This window comes from Ramlibacter sp. GCM10027632 (assembly GCF_042675325.1).
GTDB lineage: Bacteria > Pseudomonadota > Gammaproteobacteria > Burkholderiales > Burkholderiaceae_C > Ramlibacter.
In genome coordinates, this window is record NZ_JBHTGW010000011.1 from 131,287 (window position 1) to 150,172 (window position 18,886).

Here is an 18,886-nt window from a genome sequence, read left to right on the forward strand (position 1 = left end):
CCCGTGTGTCGACGCGACAACCCAAGGAGGTATTTCCATGCGCACTTTCTCCCGACTCGCGCGGCCGGCCCTGCTGGCCGCAGTCTCCGTGGTCGCGCTGGTGGCGGGCGGCTGTGCCCAGACCGACACCGGCAGGATGGGCGGCCCGGCCACCGCCAACCCGCCGGACCAGCCGGTCGGCGGGCGCGCCGTCCTGCGGCCCGTGCCTCCCGGGCAGAACCTGCCCGGTGGCGACAGCTCGGAGGCGGGGCGCTAGGGCCTCGCATCCCGCCAGCGTCCTACGCGCGGCGCCGGGCCTGGACGACAGGCCGCGCGCGACAGGCCTCTACAGTGCCCGGCCCATGACCCCCGTTCGCCTGTTCCCGCACCGCCAGCGCCTGCGCCTGGGCCTGCGCCTGCGCGCGGCGCGGGCTGCGGCTGCGCTTGCCTGGGGGCTGGCGACCGGCGTCGCGGCCAGTTCCCTGCCGGCGTGGGCCCAGGCGGCGCCGCGGCCCCCGCTGGCGCAGCGGCTCGACTGGCGGATCGACGAGCTCCAGGCCGAACTGGCCATCCTGCAGCGGTACGCCGAGCAGCAGCGGGCGCAGATGGACCGGCTGCAGGCACGGGCCGAGGCCGCCGAGGCCGGCCGGCGCACGCGCACGCTGGCCGTGCTCGCGGCGGGTGCCCTCGGGCTGGCCGGCATCGCGGCCCTGCCGCGCCGCCGCAAGGGCGGTCGCTGAGGTCGCTGAGGTCGCCGAGGCGCTAGCACCGGCAACCGCAGGGGCTGCACGGTGTCCAGGCCCTGGCCTTCAGGCCGCGCCGCGCGCGGCCGCGGGCGCCTCGTGCAAGCCGCTGGCCTGGCGAAAGCACAGGTGGGAGCAGTAGTCCACCAGCGCGTCGATCTCGGTGGACTTGTCGAAGACCGCATCCACGCCGAGCTGCGCGCAGCGCTTGCGCACATTGGCGTTCACGTAGTTGCTGAAGATCACGACCTTCTGCGCCCCGGTGCGCGGCGCCAGCTGCTGCACGAGGTTCAGGCCGGAGCCCTGGCGCAGGAACAGGTCCACGATCAGCAGGTCCCAGGCGCCGGGGTGGCGGGCCAGCCATTCGCGCGTGTCGCCCTCGGTGGCGCTGGTGCCGACCACCTGCACGCAGGTCAGCTCCTCGAGCGTGCCGACCAGGTTCTCGCAGATCGTGGGGTTGTCTTCGACGACGAAGGCGCGCAAGGCGGCGGAGGGCATGGCAGGGAGGGCGCTGGACAGGGTAGCAAGTGGTTACCGACTCTATCGGCTGGGCCAGTGCGCTTCTTAAGACGTCTCCCTCACTTGTCGTAGGACGTGGCCGACCGCCCCCGGGACCTGGGCAGCCCCGCGTACGATCGCCGTCCCCCGCCCCACGCCCCACGCCGCGCGCCCATGCCGCCCCAGCCCGCCCCTGATGCGCCGCTTCCCGCCGCCGTGCCGGCCGGGACGCGCGGCACGGCACCTGCGCTGCTCGGGTGGGCCGGCGACGCCGGCCTGTGGGCCCTGGCCACGCTCGACGCGCAGGGCCGCTTCAGCTACCTCAACGAGGAGGCCGAGCGCGTGCTGGGGCGGCAGGCCGGCGAGCTGCTCGGGCGCGGCCTGTGGCGCCTGTTCGCCCGCACCGCCCGCCCGCGCATCGAGGCGCAGGTGCAGGCCGCGCTGGCGCAGCGCAAGCCCCTGGAGCTCGAGGAGCCGGACGAGCGCCAGAGCCGCTGGCTGGAGCTGCGCGGCCAGCCCTTCGGCGCGGGGCTGGCGCTGCATCTGCGCGATGTCACCACGCGCCGGCGCTCGCAGGAGCAGCTGCGCCTGCTGGAGGGCAGCATCTCGCGCCTGAACGACATCGTCGTCATCACCGAGGCCAGCCCGTTCAACGAGCCGGGCCCGCGCATCGTCTTCGTCAACGAGGCCTTCGAGCGCCGCACCGGCTACAGCCGCGAGGAGGCGCTGGGCCGGTCGCCGCGCTTCCTGCAGGGGCCGCGCACGCAGCGAGACCGGCTGGACCAGGTACGCCGCGCGCTGGAGCAGTGGCAGCCGGTGCGGGTGGACCTGGTCAACTACCGCAAGGACGGCGAGCCGTTCTGGGTGGACCTGGACATCTCCCCGGTGTGGGACGCGGCGCGCAAGCTCACGCACTGGGTCGCGGTGGGCCGCGACGTGAGCGAGCGCAAGGCCGCCGAGCAGAAGATCCGCTACCTCGCCTTCTTCGACCCCCTCACCGGCCTGCCGAACCGCCAGCAGCTGATGGACCGGCTCCAGGATGCCGCCGGCCCGGCGGGGCGGGCGCGCGGCGGCGCGCTGATGTTCATCGACCTGGACAACTTCAAGGTCCTCAACGACACCCTGGGCCATGCGCAGGGCGACCTGCTGCTCAAGGAGGTGGCGCGCCGCCTGGGCGACTGCGTGGGCGACGACGGGCTGGTGGCCCGCCTGGGCGGCGACGAGTTCGTGGTGCTGCTGCAGCCGCCCGCCGGCGACCCGCAGGCGGCGGCCGCGGTGGCCGCCGGGGCGGCGCGGGCACTGGCGGAGCGCATCCTCGCGGCCCTGGGGGAGCCGTATCCCTTGCCGGGCTACCTGCACCACAGCACCTGCAGCATCGGCGTGACCGTCTTCGGCCCCCAGCCCGGGCCGGTGAGCGAGTTGCTGAAGCAGGCCGACCTGGCCATGTACCAGGCCAAGCGCGCCGGCCGCAATACCGCCTGCTTCTTCGACCCGCAGATGCAGGCGGTGGCCAGCGCCCACGCCGCCCTCGCGGCCGACCTGCGCCAGGCCTGCCGGGAGGGCCGGTTCCACCTGGACTACCAGCCCCAGGTCGATGCCCGCGGCTACCTGCGTGGCGTGGAGGCGCTGCTGCGGTGGGACCACCCGCAGCGCGGCTGCGTGCCGCCGGAACGGTTCATCCCGGTGGCCGAGGAGACCTCGCTGATCCTGGACATCGGCCGCCAGGTGCTCGACGCCGCCTGCGCCCAGCTGGCGCGCTGGGCGCGGCGGCCGGACCGCGAGCACCTCACGGTGGCCGTCAACGTCAGCGCGCGCCAGTTCCGCCACCCCGAGTTCGTCGACGGGGTGATGGACGCGATCGCGCGCGCCGGCATCGCGCCGCACCGCCTCAAGCTCGAGCTCACCGAGACCCTGCTGGCCGATGGCTTCGAGGTCACCGTCGCCCGCATGGGTGAGCTGCGCTCCCGTGGCGTGGCGCTGTCGCTGGACGACTTCGGCATGGGCTACTCCTCGTTGGCCTACCTCAAGCGCCTGCCGCTGGACCAGCTGAAGATCGACCGCAGCTTCGTGCGCGATGTGCTGTCCGACCCGCACGATGCCGCCATCGCCCGCACCATCATCGGGCTGGCGCAGAGCCTGGGCCTGGACGTGCTGGCCGAGGGCGTGGAAACGCCCGCGCAGCGCGACTTCCTGCTGCAGCAGGGGTGCGGCGCCTTCCAGGGCTTCCTGTTCGCGCCGGCGCTGGCGCCCGGGCCGCTGGAGGCGTGGATCGACGCCCGCCACGCCGGCCTGGCGGCCTGAGGCCGCCGCAGGCATGGCGCCTCAGGCCACCGCTCACATCGGCGCGATCTTCAGCGGCGAGGTGGCCACCAGGCGCGGCAGCCGCAGCGCGATGCGGCCGGGGGCGGCCTGCAGGGGCACGCCGGCCTCGGCGGCCAGGGCGCGCAGGTCGGCCGGCGACAGGGCGCGGTAGCCGGGGTCGTCCGCCGGGACCGGCACCGGCGCCGGCACGGGGCCGCGCTCCAGCACCAGCAGGCCCTCGCCGGCCTCGGCGGCGCCGCGCACGTTCAGGGCGCAGGGGCCGCCGGCCTCGTCGCCGAGCAGGACCAGGGCGGCCAGCAGCAGCAGCCGCAGCTGGGGCCGCGACACCTCCAGCCGCGCCCCCTCGGCCTGGGCGTGCAGCGCGATCCCGCGGAAGCCGAAGTGGCTGCGCACCAGGGCCAGGCCGTCCTCGATGCCGTCCTGCAGGGCGATGCCCTCGTCCTCGTCGGCCGGGGTCAGCCAGGCCGCCACCTTGAGCGAACTGGCCACCGCCTCGCGGGTCACCCGGTGGATGCGCGCGACCTGCTGCTGCAGCTCGGCCAGGACGGCCGGGCCGCCGCTGCCGGCGCGCTCCAGCCGCGCGCCCAGGACCTCGGTCATCATGGCCACGGCCTGCAGGTTGACCACCAGGTCGTGCTTGAGGGCGGGGCCGAGGCGGCGCAGCAGGGCGTAGCGCGCAGCCTCGGCGGCGGTGGTGTCGTCGGCCAGGGCATCCATCGGCTGATTCTGCGGGGGGGCCGGCCCAGCGGGCTGTCAGGCGCCGGCCGCGGCGGATGTAGGCGGGCGGAAGGCGGCGCTATCCTCGCGTGATCATGAGCAAGGCTTTCACCCGCGAGAGCGACGGCGGCGACGAGGACGACGAAGGCGGCGGCCTGCCGCCCCTGCCCGCCGGCACGCGCAACTACATCACCCCGCAGGGCTACGCGCGGCTGCGCGCCGAGCTGCTGCACCTGATCGACGACGAGCGCCCGAAGGTGGTCGAGGTCGTGCACTGGGCCGCCAGCAACGGCGACCGCTCCGAGAACGGCGACTACCTCTACGGCAAGAAGCGCCTGCGCGAGATCGACCGGCGCATCCGCTTCCTCACCAAGCGCCTGGAGATCGCCGAGGTCGCCGACCCCAGCCTGCACCACGGGCGCGACCAGGTCTTCTTCGGCGCCACCGTGCGCTACGCGCAGGAGGACGGGCAGGAGCGCGAGGTCACCATCGTCGGCATCGACGAAGCCGACAGCCTGCACGGCCAGGTGAGCTGGATCTCGCCCATCGCCCGGGCCCTGCTGAAGTCCCGCGAGGGCGACCTGGTCAAGCTGCAGACGCCGGCGGGCCTGCAGGAGATCGAGGTGGTGGAGGTGCGCTACCCGGCACCCGCCTGAGGCGGCGCAGGGAGTGCGGGGGGCGGAACGCCTCAGTGCCCGGTGCGCCCGGCGCGCGGGCGCACCCGCTGCGCGCGCAGCACCGCCGGCGTGCGCTTGAGGATGCGCATGGCGGCTTCCAGGTGCTGGCGGTCGCGCACCGAGATCAGGAAGCGCAGGTCGGCCGCGTCCTGGGCGCGCTCGTCGTCCATGTCCACGTGAACGATGTCGGCCTCGGCGCTGGCCAGGGCCGAGGCCACGCGCGCCAGCACGCCCTTGCCGTTGGCCACCGTCACCAGCAGGTGGGCCTCGAAGGGCCGCACCGGCTCGTCGGACCACTCCACGCCGATGAAGCGCTCGCTGTCCTTGTGCTGCAGGCGGCGGGCCACGCCGCAGTCCTCCATGTGCACCACCAGGCCCTCGCCGCGGCCCAGGTAGCCGACGATGGGGTCGCCCGGCACCGGGCGGCAGCAGGTGGCGTACTGCACCGAGGCGTTCTCGCTGCCATCGAGCACCACCGCGCCCTGCGCCACCTGCTCGCCCGAGGCGAACATCTGGCGGGAGATCAGCAGCGCGTCGGGCTTCTCGCCCTGCTCGGCGAGCAGGGCCGCCATGCGCTTGGCCACGATGGTGGCGATGCGCTTGCCCAGGCCGATGTCCATCAGCAGCTCCTCGCGGTGGCGGCTGGCGGTGAACCGCAGCAGCCGCTCCCATACGGCCTGGTGGGCCTCGTCCTCCGGCGGGATGTGCTCGATGCCCTCGCTGCGCAGCGCCTGCTGCAGCAGCTTCTCGCCCAGGTCGCGCGACTCGGTCTGCGCCCGGGTCTTGAGGTGGTGGCGAATCTTGGAGCGCGCCCGGCCCGTGCGCGCGAAGGACAGCCACGCCGGGTCCGGCATCGAGGCCTCCGCGGTCTCGACCTCCACCACGTCGCCGTTCTTCAGCTCGGTGCGCAGCGGCACCTGGGCGCCGTTGATGCGCGCGGCCACCGCATGCTCGCCCACCCGGCTGTGGATCGCGTAGGCGAAGTCCACCACCGTGGCGCCGCGCGGCAGCGCCATGATCTGGCTCTTGGGGGTGAAGACGTAGACCGCGTCGGGGAACAGGTCGATCTTGACGTGGTCCCAGAACTCCGCGGCGTCGCGCGTCTCGTGCTGGATGTCCAGCAGCGACTGCAGCCACTTCGTGCCGAGGCGGTCGGCGTTCTCGGCGTCGGTGGGGTTGGCCTTGTACAGCCAGTGCGCCGCCACGCCCGATTCGGCCACCAGGTGCATGGCCTCGGTGCGCATCTGGAACTCCACGTTCACGCCCGAGGGGCCCACCAGCGTGGTGTGCAGCGACTGGTAGCCGTTCACCTTGGGAATGGCGATGTGGTCCTTGAACTTGCCCGGCACCGGCTTGTACAGCTGGTGCAGGATGCCCAGCGCGGTGTAGCAGTCGATCACCGAGGGCACGATCAGGCGGAAGCCGTAGATGTCGGTCACCTGGGCGAAGCTCAGGTGCTTCTCGTCCATCTTCTTGTAGATGGAGTAGAGGGTCTTCTCGCGCCCGGCGATGCGCACCTCGATGCCGGCGCTGGCGAAGGCCTGTTCGACCTCGGCCTGCACCTTCTGGATCAGGTCGCGGCGGCGGCCGCGGGCCTTGGCCACGGCCTTGCCCAGGATCGCGTGGCGCCAGGGCCGCAGGTGGCGGAAGGCCAGCTCCTGCAGCTCGCGGTAGGTCTGGTTCAGGCCCAGGCGGTGCGCGATCGGCGCGTAGATCTCCAGCGTCTCCGAGGAGATGCGGCCCCACTTGGCGCGCGGCATGTCGCCCATGGTGCGCATGTTGTGGGAGCGGTCGGCCAGCTTGACCAGGATCACGCGCACGTCGCGCGCCATCGCCAGCAGCATCTTGCGGAAGGACTCGGCCTGGTTCTCCTCGCGGGTGTTGAAGTGCAGCTTGTCCAGCTTGGTCAGGCCGTCCACCAGTTCGGCCACCGGGGCGCCGAAGCGCTCGATCAGGTCCGGCTTGGTGATGCCGCAGTCCTCCATCGCGTCATGGAGCAGGGCCGCCATCAGGGCCTGGGCGTCGAGCTTCCACTCGGCGCACTGCGAGGCCACGGCGATGGGGTGGGTGATGTAGGGCTCGCCGCTGGCACGCAGCTGGCCCAGGTGGACCTCGTCGGCGAAGCGGTAGGCCCGGCGCACCTGCTCGATGTCGGCGGCGTCCAGGTAGTCGAGCTTGGCCGTGAGGGCGGCAAAGCTCGCCGCCGCGGCGTTGGCCTCGGCGGGGCTGGGCAGGGCGGAGGGCGTGCGTCCGCGCTTGCCGGGGGTCGGTTCAAGCACCGCGCTCATCCCTCAAATGTACCGCGAGCCCGCTGGCGGCCTGGAACGGCCAAGAAAAAAGCACCGCGGCGCGGTGCTTCGTTCGGGGGCGGTGAAGCGCGCTTCAGCCCGGGACCTTCTTCAGCATCTCGAGGCCGACCTTGCCTTCGGCGATCTCGCGCAGGGCGGTGACGCCCGGCTTGTTCTTGCTCTCGATCTTGGCGGCATGGCCCTGGCTCAACATGCGGGCGCGGTAGGTCGCGGCCAGCACCAGCTGGAAGCGGTTCGGGATCTTCTGCAGGCAGTCTTCGACGGTAATGCGGGCCATGAATCGACTCCGGGAATCAGGTGATGTTGAGGGCCTTGAAAGTGTCGGCCCGGGCGCGCCGCTGGGCCGTGTACTTCAGGCGCTGCGCGTGGACGATGGCCTTGAGGTCGAACAAGGCACGCTCGAAAAGTTCGTTGATTATAACGAAGTCGAATTCCTTGGCCTGGGCCATCTCCTCCGCCGCGTTCGCCAGGCGCAGCTCGATGACGTCGGCCGCGTCCTCGCCGCGGCGCTCCAGGCGCGAGCGCAGCTCCTCCCAGCTGGGGGGCAGGATGAACACCAGGACGGCATTGGGGAAGGTGCGCTTGATCTGCAGCGCGCCCTGGAAATCGATCTCCAGCACCACGTCGGCGCCGGTGGCCATGCGGTCCTCGATCGCCTTCTTGGAGGTGCCGTAGCGGTTGCCGTGCACGTGGGCCCACTCGACGAAGGCGCCGGCCAGCACCATGGCGTCGAACTCCTGCGCCGAGACGAAGAAGTACTCGCGCCCGTGCTTTTCCTGGCCGCGTGGGGGCCGGGTGGTGTGCGAGACGGAGGGCTGGATCTGGGCGTCCAGTTCCATGAGCGCCTTCACGAGGCTGGACTTGCCCGCCCCGCTGGGGGCGGCGACGACGAAGAGATTGCCCGGGTAATCCATCGACCGATTTTACCGGCGAGGCCCGCCCCCGCCCGCGCGCGGGGTCAGACGCCGATGTAGCGGTGCCAGAGCGCCGGGTCCGCGGCGAGGGCGGCGGAGTCGCCGGACCAGACCACGCGCCCGCGCTCGATCAGGGTGTGGCGGTCGGCCAGCCGCACCAGGCGGCGCACGTACTTGTCGATCACCAGGATCGCCTGGCCGCGCGCGCGCAGGGTGGCCAGGCACTCCCAGATGGTCTCGCGCACCAGGGGCGCCAGGCCCTCGGTGGCCTCGTCCAGCACCAGCAGGTGCGGGTTCGTCATGAGCGCACGGCCGATGGCCAGCATCTGCTGCTCGCCGCCCGAGAGCTGCCGGCCCATGTTCGTGCGCCGCTCCCGCAGGCGCGGGAACAGGTGGTACACGCCCTCCAGCGTCCAGGGCTCGGGGCTGCCGTTGCGGCGGGCGGCGAAGGCGCGCAGGTTCTCCTCCACCGAGAGGTTGGGAAAGACCTGGCGGCCCTCGGGCACCACGGCCAGGCCCATGCGGGCGATGCGGTCGGCCGGCATGCCGTCGACCCGCTCGCCGAGGAAGCGCACGCTGCCGGCGGCCGGCCGGGTCAGGCCCAGGATGGAGCGCACCGTGGTGGTCTTGCCCATGCCGTTGCGCCCCAGCAGGGTCGCGGCCTGGCCGGCGGCGATGTCCAGGTCGATCCCGAACAGCACCTGGCTGGGGCCGTAGGCGGTCTCGAGGCCGCGCACTTCGAGCAGCGGGGCGGTCATGCCAGGTCCTCCAGCTCGTCGCCCAGGTAGGCCTTGCGGACCTCGGGGTGGGCGCGGATCCAGTCGGGCGTGCCGCTGGCCACCACCTGGCCGGAGACCAGGGTGGAGATGGTGTCGGCGAGGCGGAAGACGGCGTCCATGTCGTGCTCCACCAGCAGGATCGTGGCCTCACCGCGCAGGGACAGCAGCAGGTCCACCATGCGGCCGGACTCCTCGGGGCCCATGCCGGCCATGGGCTCGTCCAGCAGCAGCAGGCGCGGGCGGGTGGCCAGGGCCAGGCCCACCTCCAGCTGGCGCTGCTCGCCGTGCGAGAGCGCGTGGGCGGGGCGATCGAGCAGGGCGCCGAGGCCGACGCGCTCGCCGACGCGGGCCGCCTCGTCGTAGCGGGCGGCCTCGCGGCTGGCGCGGGACCAGAAGCGCAGGCTGGCGCCCTCGCGCGCCTGCACCGCCAGGGCCAGGTTGTCGAGGACGGCCAGCCGGCCGAAGACGCTGGTGATCTGGTAGGAGCGGGCCAGCCCCCGGCGCACGCGCCGGTGGATCGGCAGGCGGGTGATGTCCTCGCCGCCGAACACGATGTGCCCGGCATCCGGCGCCAGCGCGCCCGAGAGCTGGTGGATCAGGGTGGTCTTGCCGGCGCCGTTGGGGCCGATCAGGGCATGCACCTCGCCCTCGCGCACGCTGAGCGAGGCGTGGTCGGTCGCGGCCAGGCCGCCGAAGCGCTTGACCAGGTCCCGCACCTCCAGCAGCGCGCTCACGCCTTCTTCCTTCCCAGGCTGGTCAGCCCGTTGGGCGCGGCCAGCACCACGGCCAGCAGGACCGCGCCCAGCGCGAACTGCCAGTGGATGGTGTAGTGGCTCAGGAACTCCTCGAGCAGCAGGAAGGCCACCGCGCCGACCACGCCGCCCCACAGGTGGCCGACGCCACCCAGGATGACCATCATCATCAGCACGCCCGACTGGTGCCACTGCATCATCGAGGGGCTGACGAAGCTGCCCTGGTTGGCGAGCAGCGCGCCCGCCAGGCCGGCCAGCGCGCCGGCGATCACGAAGGCCGCGAGCTTGAAGCGGGTGGTGGCGAAGCCGATGGCGGCCATGCGGGTCTCGTTCTCGCGGATCGCCTGCAGGGTGTGGCCGAAGCGCGCGTTCAGCAGGCGCCAGATGGCGAGGAAGCCCAGCACCGCGCAGGCCAGCACCGTGTAGTAGAAGCGGGTGTCGTCGGCCAGGTCCCAGCCCGCGGCCACGCGCGAGCGGCCGGCCAGGGACAGGCCGTCGTCGCCGCCGTAGGTCTTGAGCGAGACCATCAGGTAGTACAGCATCTGCGCGAAGGCCAGCGTGATCATGATGAAGTACACGCCCTGCGTGCGCAGGCTCACCGCGCCCACCAGCAGCGCCGCGAAGGCCGCCGTCGCCATCGCCGCCGGCCAGGCCACCCAGGCCGAGGCCACGCCGTGCTGCATCAGGATGCCCACGGTGTACGCGCCCACGCCGATGAAGGCCGCATGGCCGAAGCTGACCATGCCGCCGAAACCCAGGATCAGGTTCAGGCTGGTGGCCGCCAGCGCGAACACCAGGATGCGGCTGGCCAGGCCGATGTAGAACTCGCCGCCGGCGGCCGCCGCCAGCGGGGGCAGGGCCACGAGCGCGGCGAGCACGGCCAGGGCCCAGCCCGCGCGCAGCGGGTGGTCCAGGCCGCTGGTGAAGGCGGCGCGGTCGAAGGGCTCGGGAGCGGGATCAGCCATGCGAGGGGAAGAGGCCGCGCGGCTTCCAGAACAGGACCGCGGCCATCAGCAGGTAGATCAGGATCGAGGCCACCGCGGGGCCGGCGTTGTCGGCCAGGTCGCCGGGCATCAGCCGCTGGAAGGCCATGGGGATCAGGGTGCGGCCGGCGGTGTCGACCACGCCCACCAGCAGCGCGCCGAGCAGGGCGCCGCGCACCGAGCCGATGCCGCCGATCACGATGACCACGAAGGCCAGGATCAGGATGCTCTCGCCCATGCCCACCTGCACCGCCAGCAGCGGCCCGAGCAGGCCGCCCGCCACGCCGCACAGGGCGGCGCCGAGGGCGAACAGCGCGGTGAACAGGCGCGGCACGTTGGTGCCCATGGCCAGGGCCATCTCGCGGTTGGAGGCGCCGGCACGCACCTGCATGCCCACGCGGGTGCGGGTGATCAGGAACCACAGGGCGACGCCCACCGCCAGGCCCACGCCGATGATCAGGAGGCGGTAGGCGGGGTAGCTGAAACCGGGGAGCAGTTCGACCGGGCCGGCCAGCGCCTCGGGCGGGCTCAGCGCGATCGGCTGCGAGCCCCACACGAAGCGCACCGCCTCGTTGCACATGAGGAGGATGGCGAAGGTGCCCAGCACCTGCGACAGGTGGTCGCGGGCGTAGAGGCGGCGCAGGACCGCCACCTCCAGCAGCGCGCCGAAGGCGGCCGCGCCCGCCACGCCCGCCAGCAGGCCCAGGGCGAACGAGCCCGAGGCCGCGGCGGCGCTGGCGGCGAGGTAGGCCCCCACCATGTACAGCGAGCCGTGGGCCAGGTTGATCATGTCCATGATGCCGAACACCAGCGTCAGGCCGGCGGCCAGCAGGAACAGCATCAGCCCGAACTGCAGCCCGTTGAGGGACTGCTCGAGCAGCAGGATCCCGTCCACTTCAGGTCAGAGCGCGGGCATCTTGCACTGGGCGGCGTAGGCGTCGCCGTGGGCCTTGAACACCGTGCCCAGGGTGCGGTTGGTCACGCGGCCCTTGGCGTCCTTGGTGATCACGCGCAGGTGGTAGTCCTGCACCGGGAACTGGTTGGGGCCGAACTTGAAGCTGCCGCGCACGGACTCGAACTTCGCATCGGCCAGGGCCTTGCGCACGGCGGCCTTGTCCTCGAGCTTGCCCTTGGCGTCGCGCACCGCGGCGTCGATCAGGCGGGCGGCGTCGTAGGCCTGCGAGGCGTAGACGGTGGGCAGGCGGCCGTAGGCCTTCTCGAACTCCGCGACGAACTGCTTGTTCGCCGGGTTGTTCATGTCGTGGGCCCACTGGGAGGTGTTGAACATGCCCAGCATCGGCTCGCCCACGGCGCGGATCACGTCCTCGTCGCCGGAGAAGCCGGGGCCGAACAGGGTGATGTCCTTGGACAGGCCGGCGCCCACGAACTGCTTGATGAAGTTGATGCCCAGGCCCCCGGGCAGGAAGATGTAGACGGCGTCGGGCTTGGCGGCGCGCAGCTTGGACAGCTCGGCGCCGTAATCGAGCATGTTCAGCGGGGTGTAGCTTTCCATCACCACCTCGCCGCCCTTGTAGTAGCGCTTGAAGCCGGTGAGGGCGTCCTTGCCGGCGGGGTAGTTGGGAGCGATCAGCGCCACGCGCTTGAAGCCCTTGTCGGCCACCGTCTTGCCCACCGCCTCGTGCTGGTTGTCGTTCTGGTAGGAGGCGCTGAAGAAGTACGGGTTGCACTGCTCGCCGGCGAGCTGCGAGGGGCCGGCGTTGGCGCTGATGTAGAAGGTCTTGGAGGCGAAGGTGGGCGCGCCCACGGCCAGCATCACGTTGGAGAAGACGATGCCGGTCATGAAGTCGACCTTGTCGCGCTTGACCAGGCGGTCGGCGGTCTGGCGGCCGACATCGGGGCTGGCCTGGTCGTCGGCCACGATCACTTCCGCCGGCAGGCCGCCGAGCTTGCCGCCATTGAGCTTCACGGCCAGCTGGAAGGCGTCGCGGATGTCCACGCCCAGGGCGGCGCCGGGGCCGGAGAGGGTGGACAGCAGGCCGACCTTCACGGTGTCGGCGGCGAGGCTGGCGCCGGCGGCGGCGGTCAGGGCGGCGGCAAGCGCAGTACGGCGCAGTGCCGCAGCGAGAACGGGGCGGGACATCGGGTCATCTCCTGTCTGGGGTTCTGGCGCGCGAGGCAGGTTCGCGGCAACCCGACACTTTAGTCGATCCAGGCGGGGGCTCCGGCCCCCGCACGCACCGTGATCACTCGATGTTCTGCACCTGCTCGCGCATCTGCTCGATCAGGACCTTCATGTCCACCGAGATGCGCGTGAGCTCCAGGGCCGCGGACTTGGAGCCCAGGGTGTTGGCCTCGCGGTGCAGCTCCTGGATCAGGAAGTCCAGGCGCTTGCCGACCTCGCCGCCCTTTTTGAGCAGGCGCTCGATCTCCTCGAGGTGGGCGGACAGGCGCGTCAGCTCCTCGGCCACGTCGATGCGGATCGCGAAGGCGGTGGCCTCGGCCAGGGCGCGGTCGCTGGCGGCCTCGGAGGGAGCGGCGGCGCCGGCCTGGCCGCCCAGGCCCATGGCCTCCTGCCAGCGCTCCAGGAAGCGGGTGCGTTGCTGTTCGACCAGCTGTGGCACCAGCGGGCGGGCCTGGTCGGCCAGGGCGCGCAGCTGCCCCAGGTGGCCGCGCAGCATCGCCACCAGGCGCTCGCCCTCGCGGGCGCGGGCCTCGAGCAGGGACTCCAGGGCCTGGCGGGCCAGCTCGGGCAGGGCGGCGGCGGCCTCGCCGGCGCCGGATTCGTCGGCCCCGGCGATGCGCAGCACGTCGGCCACGGCCAGCGGGCGGGCCTCGGGCAGCCAGCCGCGGACCTGGTCCTGCACCGCGGACAGGCGCTGCAGCAGGCGCGGGCTGGGCTCGCGCAGGCCCCCGGCGGCGCCGCTGTCGGTGCCGGCGCGGACTTCGACCTTGCCCCGCTTGAGGCGAGATTGCAACAGTTCGCGCAGGGCCGGTTCGTGCTGGCGCAGGTCCTCGGAAAGGCGGAAGCCCAGGTCCAGGAAACGGCTGTTGACGCTGCGGATCTCCACGCCCAGGCGGGCGCCGGGGCTGGCCCGGTCTTCGCCCGCGGGGGCTGCGCCGTGGGATTGGGCGCTGGCGTAACCGGTCATGCTGTAGACGGGCATGGAGGACTTTGGTTGTGGGTTGCGCCCGAAGGCAGGAATAATGGACTCATACGCGAGCCCGCCGCTTCGAAATTATGTCAAAGGTCAAACCCGCGCCCCTGCCTCCCGACACCGTGATCGGCGGCTACCGCGTGGTGCGCAAGATCTCGTCCGGCGGCTTCGGCATGGTCTACCTCGCGGTGGACGCCGAGGGCCAGCAGGTCGCGATCAAGGAGTACATGCCGGCCTCCCTGGCCACCCGCCTGCCCGGCGAGCTGCTGCCCCAGGTGGCGCCCGAGAAGCTCTCGCTGTACCGGCTGGGTCTCAAGAGCTTCTTCGAGGAGGGGCGCTCGCTGGCCCAGATCTCCCACGCCTCGGTGGTCAGCGTCCTCAACTTCTTCCGCGAGAACGAGACCGTCTACATGGTGATGAACTACCTGGAGGGCGCGACCCTGCAGGACTTCATCATCACCGCGCGCGAGCAGCGCCGGCAGAAGGTCTTCCGCGAGTCCACCATCCGCAGCCTGTTCGACGAGATCCTGCGCGGCCTGCGCATCGTGCACCAGCACAAGATGCTGCACCTGGACATCAAGCCCGCCAACATCTTCATCACCGACGACAACCGTGCGGTCATGATCGACTTCGGCGCCGCGCGCGAGGTGCTCTCCAAGGAGGGCAACTTCATCCGCCCCATGTACACCCCCGGCTTCGCCGCCCCCGAGATGTACCGGCGCGATTCGTCGATGGGCCCGTGGACGGACATCTACGCCATCGGCGCCTGCATGTACGCCTGCATGCAGGGCTATCCGCCCAACGACGCGCCGCAGCGCCTCGAGAAGGACCGCCTCTCGCTGGCGCTGTCGCGCCTGCGCGGGGTCTACTCGGACAACCTGATCGAGGTGGTGGAGTGGTGCATGTCGCTGGACGCGCTGTCGCGGCCGCAGTCGGTCTTCGCCCTGCAGAAGGAGCTGGGGCGCGAGGGCGAGCGGCGCTATACCCGGCTTACGGTGGGCGAGAAGATGCGCCTGCAGTTCGACACCATGCTGTCCGATACCAAGAAGACAATGAAGGCCGCGACCAATTTCGGCGCGCGCCTGCGGTGAGGGGACGATGAAATTCTCCGTGTTCCAGGTCAGTCGCAAGGGCGGTCGCGAGAAGAACGAGGACCGCATGGGGTACTGCTACACCCGGCAGTCCGGCCTGTTCGTGCTGGCCGACGGCATGGGAGGCCACCCCGAGGGCGAGGTCGCCGCGCAGCTGGCGCTGCAGACCGTCTCCGCGTTCTTCCAGAAGGAGGCGCGGCCGCAGGTGCGCCACCCCGGCGAGTTCCTGGCGTCGGCGCTGATGGCGGCGCACCACCAGATCGTGCGGTATGCCGGCGAGCGCGGCATGCTCGACACCCCGCGCACCACCCTGGTCGCGGCCCTGGTGCAGGGCGGCGCGGCCACCTGGGTCCACTGCGGCGACTCGCGCCTGTACCTGGCGCGCGGCGGCCACCTCGTCACCCGCACCCGGGACCACTCCTACCTCGAGCAGCACCAGGCCGGCGTGGTGCGCATGCAGGCCCTGGTCAATCGCAACATCCTCTTCACCTGCCTGGGCTCGCCGACCAAGCCGGTCTATGACGTCACCGGCCCGGTGACCCTGCAGCAGGGCGACAAGCTCCTCCTGTGCTCGGACGGCCTGTGGGGCAGCCTGCCGGACGCCGAGATCGTGCGGCAGCTGTCCGGGAAGGCGGTGCACGACGCCGTGCCCGACCTGGTGGAGTGCGCGCTGCGGGCCAACGGCCCGCAGTCGGACAACGTCACCGTCATCGCCGTCGAGTGGGAGACGCCCGACGCGGTCGAGTCCACCCATGGCGTGTCCACCGACGGCATCAGCGAGGGCGTGTTCGCCTCCACCATCCAGTCCGGCCTGCAGGGGGGCGGCCCGGTGGAGGAGCCCGACCTGGACGACGCCGCGATCGAGCGCTCCATCGCCGAGATCAACGAGGCGATCAAGCGCTCCTCGGCGCGCAAGACCTGACGCGCGCCGGGGCGTGGCCGCAAGGCCTTAGCATTCCGCCCCATGAGCAATTTCCAACGTCCCGGCGGCCGCGCCGCCGACCAGCTGCGTCCGGTGCGCATCACCCGCGGCTTCACCATCCATGCCGAGGGCTCGGTCCTGATCGAGTTCGGCCAGACCCGCGTGCTGTGCACCGCCTCCGTCGAGGAGAAGGTGCCGCCGCACAAGCGCGGCTCCGGCGAGGGCTGGGTCACCGCCGAATACGGCATGCTGCCCCGCGCCACCCACACCCGCGGTGACCGTGAGGCGGCGCGTGGCAAGCAGAGCGGCCGCACCCAGGAGATCCAGCGCCTGATCGGCCGCTCGCTGCGCGCGGTGTTCGACCTCAAGGCCCTGGGCGAGCGCACCATCGCCCTCGACTGCGACGTGCTGCAGGCCGACGGCGGCACCCGCACCGCCGCCATCACCGGCGCCTTCGTCGCCGCGCAGGACGCGGTGAACAAGCTGCTGGCGCAGGGCCGTATCGAGCGCTCGCCCATCACCGGCCCGGTGGCCGCGATCTCGGTGGGCATCGTCGAGGGCACGCCGGTGCTGGACCTGGAGTACGTGGAGGACGTCGCCTGCGACACCGACATGAACGTGGTCATGACCGGCGCCGGACACTTCGTCGAGGTGCAGGGCACGGCCGAAGGCGCGGCCTTCACCCGCGCCGAGATGGACCGCCTGCTGCAGCTCGCGGAAAAGGGCATCGGCGAGCTGGTGCAGCTGCAGGCGCAGGCCCTGGCCCAACCCCTGGGGGCGTGACGTGATCCGGAAATTGGTGCTGGCCTCCAACAACCGCGGCAAGCTGGCCGAGTTGCAGGCCCTGTTCGCGCCCCTGGGCGTGGAGCTGGTCCTGCAGGCCGACCTGGGCATCGGCGAGGCGCCGGAGCCGCACCGCACCTTCGTGGAGAACGCGCTGTCCAAGGCCCGCCACGCCGCCCGCGAGAGCGGCCTGCCGGCGCTGGCCGATGACGCCGGCCTGTGCGTCGAGGCCTTCGGCGGCCTGCCCGGCGTGGACACCGCCTTCTACGCGACCCGGTTCGGCTACCCCAAGGGCGACGACCACAACGTGACGGCCCTGCTCGAGCAGATGGCCGACGTGGCCGACCGCCGCGCCGCCCTGGTCTCCACCCTGGTGGCCCTGCGCAGCGCCGACGACCCCGAGCCCCTGATCGCGGTGGGCCGCGCCCCCGGCGAGATCACCCGCGAGCCGGTGGGCGAGCACGGCTTCGGCTTCGACCCGGTGATGTTCATTCCCGCCTTCGGCAAAACCTTCGCGCAGCTGCCGCCCGAGGTGAAGAACGCGCACAGCCACCGCGGCCAGGCCGCGCGCCAGATGCTGGCGCTGATGCGCGAGCGCTGGTTCTGAGGACGCCATGAAGGACCTGCCGCACTACATGCGCCCCGGTACCCTGCAGCTGGGGGCGCTGCCCCCGCTGTCGCTGTACGTGCACCTGCCCTGGTGCCTGCGCAAGTGCCCCTACTGCGACTTCAACTCGCACGAGATGAAGCCGGGCGAGCTCCCCGAGCAGCAATACCTCGACGCCCTGGTGGCCGACCTGGAGCAGTCCCTGCCCCTGGTGTGGGGCCGCGGCGTCCACAGCATCTTCATTGGCGGCGGCACGCCCAGCCTGTTCTCGCCCGCGGGCATCGACCGGCTGCTCAGTGACATCCGCGCCCGGGTGAAGCTGGAGGCCGACTGCGAGATCACCCTGGAGGCCAACCCCGGCACCTTCGAGAAGGACCGCTTCCGGGCCTTCCGCGCCGCCGGCGTCACGCGCCTGTCGGTGGGGGTGCAGAGCTTCAACGACGCGCACCTGAAGGCCGTGGGCCGGGTGCATGACCGGGCCCAGGCCATCGCCGCCTGCGAGGAGGCCCAGGCCGCCTTCGACACCTTCAACCTGGACCTGATGTACGCCCTGCCCGGGCAGACCCTGGCCCAGCTCGAGGCCGACGTGAGCCAGGCCCTGGCGCTGATGCCGCCGCACCTGTCGATCTACCACCTCACGCTCGAGCCGAATACCTACTTCGCCAAGTTCCCGCCCGCGCTGCCGCCCGAGGACACGGCCTACGCCATGCTCGATCGCATCACCGAGATGACCCAGGCCGCCGGCCTGCAGCGGTACGAGGTCTCGGCCTATGCGCGGCCCGGCCACCGCTGCTGGCACAACCTGAACTACTGGCAGTTCGGCGACTACCTGGGCATCGGGGCGGGCGCGCACGGCAAGCTGTCGTTCGCGCACCGGGTGGTGCGGCAGGTGCGCTATCGCGACCCGAAGCTGTACATGGAGAACGCCCGTGCCGGCAATGCCGTGGCGCAGGAGGAGGAGGTCGCCCGCGCCGACCTGCCGTTCGAGTACATGCTCAACGCGCTGCGCCTGCGCGAGGGTTTCTCGCTGCGCGATTTCAGCGAGCGCACCGGCCTGCCGCCCAGCGCGATCGGCCGCGCGCTCGAGGAGGCCCAGGCCAAGGGCCTGGTGGAGCGGCGCATGGGCCCGGCCGGGGACCATGTGCAGCCCACGGAGCGGGGCTTCGACTTCCTCAGCGACCTGCAGTCGCTGTTCCTGCCCGGGTAAGCCGGGGCCTGCGCGTCATGCGCGGGCGACTGCCTGCCCGGTCCGCGCGGGCCCGGTTCCGGCTCAGCGCGGGTCGAGGGCCAGCGCCACGGGCGGCGCGGCCGGGTCCAGGTGCACGCGCATGCCCTGGAAGAACACGCGCAGCTCGTTCCACTGCGATGCCTGGACCACGAAGGGCGGCTCGCCGTAGACGCTCAGGCCTTCGCCCGGCTGCACCACCGCGGCGGTGGGCTTGCCGGTGGCGTCGACCACGCACACCGGCACCTCGCGGGCGGCTTCCAGGTGCACGTAGTTGGCCGGGCGGATCGCGCCGGGCGGCGTGAACCGGGTCAGGCCGGCCTGGGGCACCGGGCCGCAACGCGCGGGCGAGGCCGCGGCGCCCTGGACCTCGGCGGCGACCGCGAGCACGGGCGCCGCTTCAGCCGCGGGCCGGCCCGCGGCGGCTGCGGCCTCCGGCTGGGGGCGGGCCGCCGCGGCCACCGGCTGG

Annotated in this window: 20 protein-coding genes and 1 pseudogene; 9 read left to right on the forward strand and 12 right to left on the reverse strand. The window is 72.1% G+C overall.

The window, feature by feature from the left end; translation table 11 throughout:
- Positions 1-37 precede the first annotated feature (37 nt).
- Both ACFQZY_RS16500 and ACFQZY_RS16505 read left to right on the forward strand, forming a co-directional pair.
- On the forward strand, positions 38-256 hold the full coding sequence (locus ACFQZY_RS16500; protein WP_377417811.1) for a hypothetical protein: 219 nt from the start codon (positions 38-40) through the stop codon (positions 254-256).
- Between the two features lie 85 nt (positions 257-341).
- Positions 342-719: a hypothetical protein gene (locus ACFQZY_RS16505; RefSeq protein ID WP_377417813.1), complete on the forward strand. Its 378-nt coding sequence runs from the start codon at positions 342-344 to the stop codon at positions 717-719.
- 69 nt (positions 720-788) lie between these two features.
- Here ACFQZY_RS16505 and ACFQZY_RS16510 read toward each other — a convergent pair whose 3' ends face one another.
- Entirely contained in the window at positions 789-1,220 is a 432-nt protein-coding gene (locus ACFQZY_RS16510) for a response regulator (RefSeq protein ID WP_377417815.1), read from the reverse strand.
- A gap of 174 nt (positions 1,221-1,394) precedes the next feature.
- On the opposite strand from ACFQZY_RS16510, the gene ACFQZY_RS16515 reads away from it, so the two are divergent.
- Positions 1,395-3,521: a putative bifunctional diguanylate cyclase/phosphodiesterase gene (locus tag ACFQZY_RS16515; RefSeq protein ID WP_377417817.1), complete on the forward strand. Its 2,127-nt coding sequence runs from the start codon at positions 1,395-1,397 to the stop codon at positions 3,519-3,521.
- A 33-nt stretch (positions 3,522-3,554) separates the two neighbouring features.
- Here the strand turns inward: ACFQZY_RS16515 and ACFQZY_RS16520 are convergent, their stop codons facing one another.
- A complete protein-coding gene (locus ACFQZY_RS16520; protein ID WP_377417819.1) occupies positions 3,555-4,259 on the reverse strand; it encodes a hypothetical protein in 705 nt (234 codons plus the stop codon).
- 95 nt (positions 4,260-4,354) lie between these two features.
- Here ACFQZY_RS16520 and greB point away from each other — a divergent pair, with 95 nt between their 5' ends.
- Complete coding sequence (greB, locus tag ACFQZY_RS16525) at positions 4,355-4,915, forward strand: transcription elongation factor GreB (RefSeq protein ID WP_377417821.1); 561 nt, start codon at positions 4,355-4,357, stop codon at positions 4,913-4,915.
- A 32-nt stretch (positions 4,916-4,947) separates the two neighbouring features.
- Here greB and ACFQZY_RS16530 read toward each other — a convergent pair whose 3' ends face one another.
- The 9 genes from ACFQZY_RS16530 to ACFQZY_RS16570 all read right to left on the reverse strand — a co-directional run bounded on the left by ACFQZY_RS16530 (position 4,948) and on the right by ACFQZY_RS16570 (position 13,798).
- Positions 4,948-7,224, reverse strand: a complete 2,277-nt coding sequence (locus tag ACFQZY_RS16530; protein WP_377417824.1) for a RelA/SpoT family protein — start codon at positions 7,222-7,224, stop codon at positions 4,948-4,950.
- A 94-nt stretch (positions 7,225-7,318) separates the two neighbouring features.
- Positions 7,319-7,522 carry a DNA-directed RNA polymerase subunit omega gene (gene rpoZ, locus ACFQZY_RS16535; protein ID WP_377417826.1) on the reverse strand — a complete coding sequence of 68 codons (204 nt, stop codon included), beginning with the start codon at positions 7,520-7,522 and terminating at the stop codon, positions 7,319-7,321.
- A gap of 16 nt (positions 7,523-7,538) precedes the next feature.
- Entirely contained in the window at positions 7,539-8,159 is a 621-nt protein-coding gene (gene gmk, locus ACFQZY_RS16540; RefSeq protein ID WP_377417828.1) for a guanylate kinase, read from the reverse strand.
- 44 nt (positions 8,160-8,203) lie between these two features.
- On the reverse strand, positions 8,204-8,917 hold the full coding sequence (locus ACFQZY_RS16545; protein WP_377417830.1) for an ABC transporter ATP-binding protein: 714 nt from the start codon (positions 8,915-8,917) through the stop codon (positions 8,204-8,206).
- Positions 8,914-9,672, reverse strand: coding sequence for an ABC transporter ATP-binding protein (locus ACFQZY_RS16550; RefSeq protein WP_377417832.1), 759 nt, complete (start codon positions 9,670-9,672; stop codon positions 8,914-8,916). The genes ACFQZY_RS16545 and ACFQZY_RS16550 overlap by 4 nt, the downstream gene beginning before the upstream one ends.
- A complete protein-coding gene (locus ACFQZY_RS16555; protein ID WP_377417834.1) occupies positions 9,669-10,655 on the reverse strand; it encodes a branched-chain amino acid ABC transporter permease in 987 nt (328 codons plus the stop codon). The genes ACFQZY_RS16550 and ACFQZY_RS16555 overlap by 4 nt, the downstream gene beginning before the upstream one ends.
- Positions 10,648-11,568 carry a branched-chain amino acid ABC transporter permease gene (locus ACFQZY_RS16560; protein WP_377417836.1) on the reverse strand — a complete coding sequence of 307 codons (921 nt, stop codon included), beginning with the start codon at positions 11,566-11,568 and terminating at the stop codon, positions 10,648-10,650. Before ACFQZY_RS16560 ends, ACFQZY_RS16555 begins: the two co-directional genes overlap by 8 nt.
- 6 nt (positions 11,569-11,574) lie before the next feature.
- The gene (locus ACFQZY_RS16565; protein WP_377417838.1) at positions 11,575-12,774 is read right to left on the reverse strand and encodes an ABC transporter substrate-binding protein; all 1,200 of its coding nucleotides are present in this window, start codon (positions 12,772-12,774) and stop codon (positions 11,575-11,577) included.
- A gap of 103 nt (positions 12,775-12,877) precedes the next feature.
- On the reverse strand, positions 12,878-13,798 hold the full coding sequence (locus ACFQZY_RS16570; protein ID WP_377417840.1) for a YicC/YloC family endoribonuclease: 921 nt from the start codon (positions 13,796-13,798) through the stop codon (positions 12,878-12,880).
- Positions 13,799-13,872: 74 nt separating this feature from the next.
- Here ACFQZY_RS16570 and ACFQZY_RS16575 point away from each other — a divergent pair, with 74 nt between their 5' ends.
- Genes ACFQZY_RS16575 through hemW form a run of 5 tightly spaced genes read left to right on the forward strand, consistent with a single transcriptional unit; the run spans position 13,873 to position 18,399 of the window.
- The gene (locus ACFQZY_RS16575; protein ID WP_377417842.1) at positions 13,873-14,880 is read left to right on the forward strand and encodes a serine/threonine protein kinase; all 1,008 of its coding nucleotides are present in this window, start codon (positions 13,873-13,875) and stop codon (positions 14,878-14,880) included.
- Positions 14,881-14,887: 7 nt separating this feature from the next.
- Positions 14,888-15,802: a PP2C family protein-serine/threonine phosphatase gene (locus tag ACFQZY_RS16580; RefSeq protein WP_377417844.1), complete on the forward strand. Its 915-nt coding sequence runs from the start codon at positions 14,888-14,890 to the stop codon at positions 15,800-15,802.
- Positions 15,803-15,844: 42 nt separating this feature from the next.
- Positions 15,845-16,585: a ribonuclease PH gene (rph, locus tag ACFQZY_RS16585; protein ID WP_377417846.1), complete on the forward strand. Its 741-nt coding sequence runs from the start codon at positions 15,845-15,847 to the stop codon at positions 16,583-16,585.
- Between the two features lies 1 nt (position 16,586).
- Positions 16,587-17,192 (forward strand): RdgB/HAM1 family non-canonical purine NTP pyrophosphatase, encoded by a 606-nt coding sequence (gene rdgB / locus ACFQZY_RS16590; protein ID WP_377417848.1) that lies wholly within the window; start codon positions 16,587-16,589, stop codon positions 17,190-17,192.
- Between the two features lie 7 nt (positions 17,193-17,199).
- Positions 17,200-18,399 (forward strand): radical SAM family heme chaperone HemW, encoded by a 1,200-nt coding sequence (hemW, locus tag ACFQZY_RS16595; protein WP_377417850.1) that lies wholly within the window; start codon positions 17,200-17,202, stop codon positions 18,397-18,399.
- 63 nt (positions 18,400-18,462) lie between these two features.
- On the opposite strand, the pseudogene ACFQZY_RS16600 reads toward hemW, so the two are convergent.
- A pseudogene (locus ACFQZY_RS16600) lies at positions 18,463-18,886 on the reverse strand (hypothetical protein); the annotation flags it as partial.

Coding starts and splice junctions, on each gene's coding strand:
- ACFQZY_RS16500 (WP_377417811.1), top strand. CDS start 38: ATGCGCACTTTCTCCCGACTCGCGCGGCCGGCCCTGCTGGCCGCAGTC.
- ACFQZY_RS16505 (WP_377417813.1), top strand. CDS start 342: ATGACCCCCGTTCGCCTGTTCCCGCACCGCCAGCGCCTGCGCCTGGGC.
- ACFQZY_RS16510 (WP_377417815.1), bottom strand. CDS start 1,220: ATGCCCTCCGCCGCCTTGCGCGCCTTCGTCGTCGAAGACAACCCCACG.
- ACFQZY_RS16515 (WP_377417817.1), top strand. CDS start 1,395: ATGCCGCCCCAGCCCGCCCCTGATGCGCCGCTTCCCGCCGCCGTGCCG.
- ACFQZY_RS16520 (WP_377417819.1), bottom strand. CDS start 4,259: ATGGATGCCCTGGCCGACGACACCACCGCCGCCGAGGCTGCGCGCTAC.
- greB (WP_377417821.1), top strand. CDS start 4,355: ATGAGCAAGGCTTTCACCCGCGAGAGCGACGGCGGCGACGAGGACGAC.
- ACFQZY_RS16530 (WP_377417824.1), bottom strand. CDS start 7,224: ATGAGCGCGGTGCTTGAACCGACCCCCGGCAAGCGCGGACGCACGCCC.
- rpoZ (WP_377417826.1), bottom strand. CDS start 7,522: ATGGCCCGCATTACCGTCGAAGACTGCCTGCAGAAGATCCCGAACCGC.
- gmk (WP_377417828.1), bottom strand. CDS start 8,159: ATGGATTACCCGGGCAATCTCTTCGTCGTCGCCGCCCCCAGCGGGGCG.
- ACFQZY_RS16545 (WP_377417830.1), bottom strand. CDS start 8,917: ATGACCGCCCCGCTGCTCGAAGTGCGCGGCCTCGAGACCGCCTACGGC.
- ACFQZY_RS16555 (WP_377417834.1), bottom strand. CDS start 10,655: ATGGCTGATCCCGCTCCCGAGCCCTTCGACCGCGCCGCCTTCACCAGC.
- ACFQZY_RS16565 (WP_377417838.1), bottom strand. CDS start 12,774: ATGTCCCGCCCCGTTCTCGCTGCGGCACTGCGCCGTACTGCGCTTGCC.
- ACFQZY_RS16570 (WP_377417840.1), bottom strand. CDS start 13,798: ATGCCCGTCTACAGCATGACCGGTTACGCCAGCGCCCAATCCCACGGC.
- ACFQZY_RS16575 (WP_377417842.1), top strand. CDS start 13,873: ATGTCAAAGGTCAAACCCGCGCCCCTGCCTCCCGACACCGTGATCGGC.
- ACFQZY_RS16580 (WP_377417844.1), top strand. CDS start 14,888: ATGAAATTCTCCGTGTTCCAGGTCAGTCGCAAGGGCGGTCGCGAGAAG.
- rph (WP_377417846.1), top strand. CDS start 15,845: ATGAGCAATTTCCAACGTCCCGGCGGCCGCGCCGCCGACCAGCTGCGT.
- hemW (WP_377417850.1), top strand. CDS start 17,200: ATGAAGGACCTGCCGCACTACATGCGCCCCGGTACCCTGCAGCTGGGG.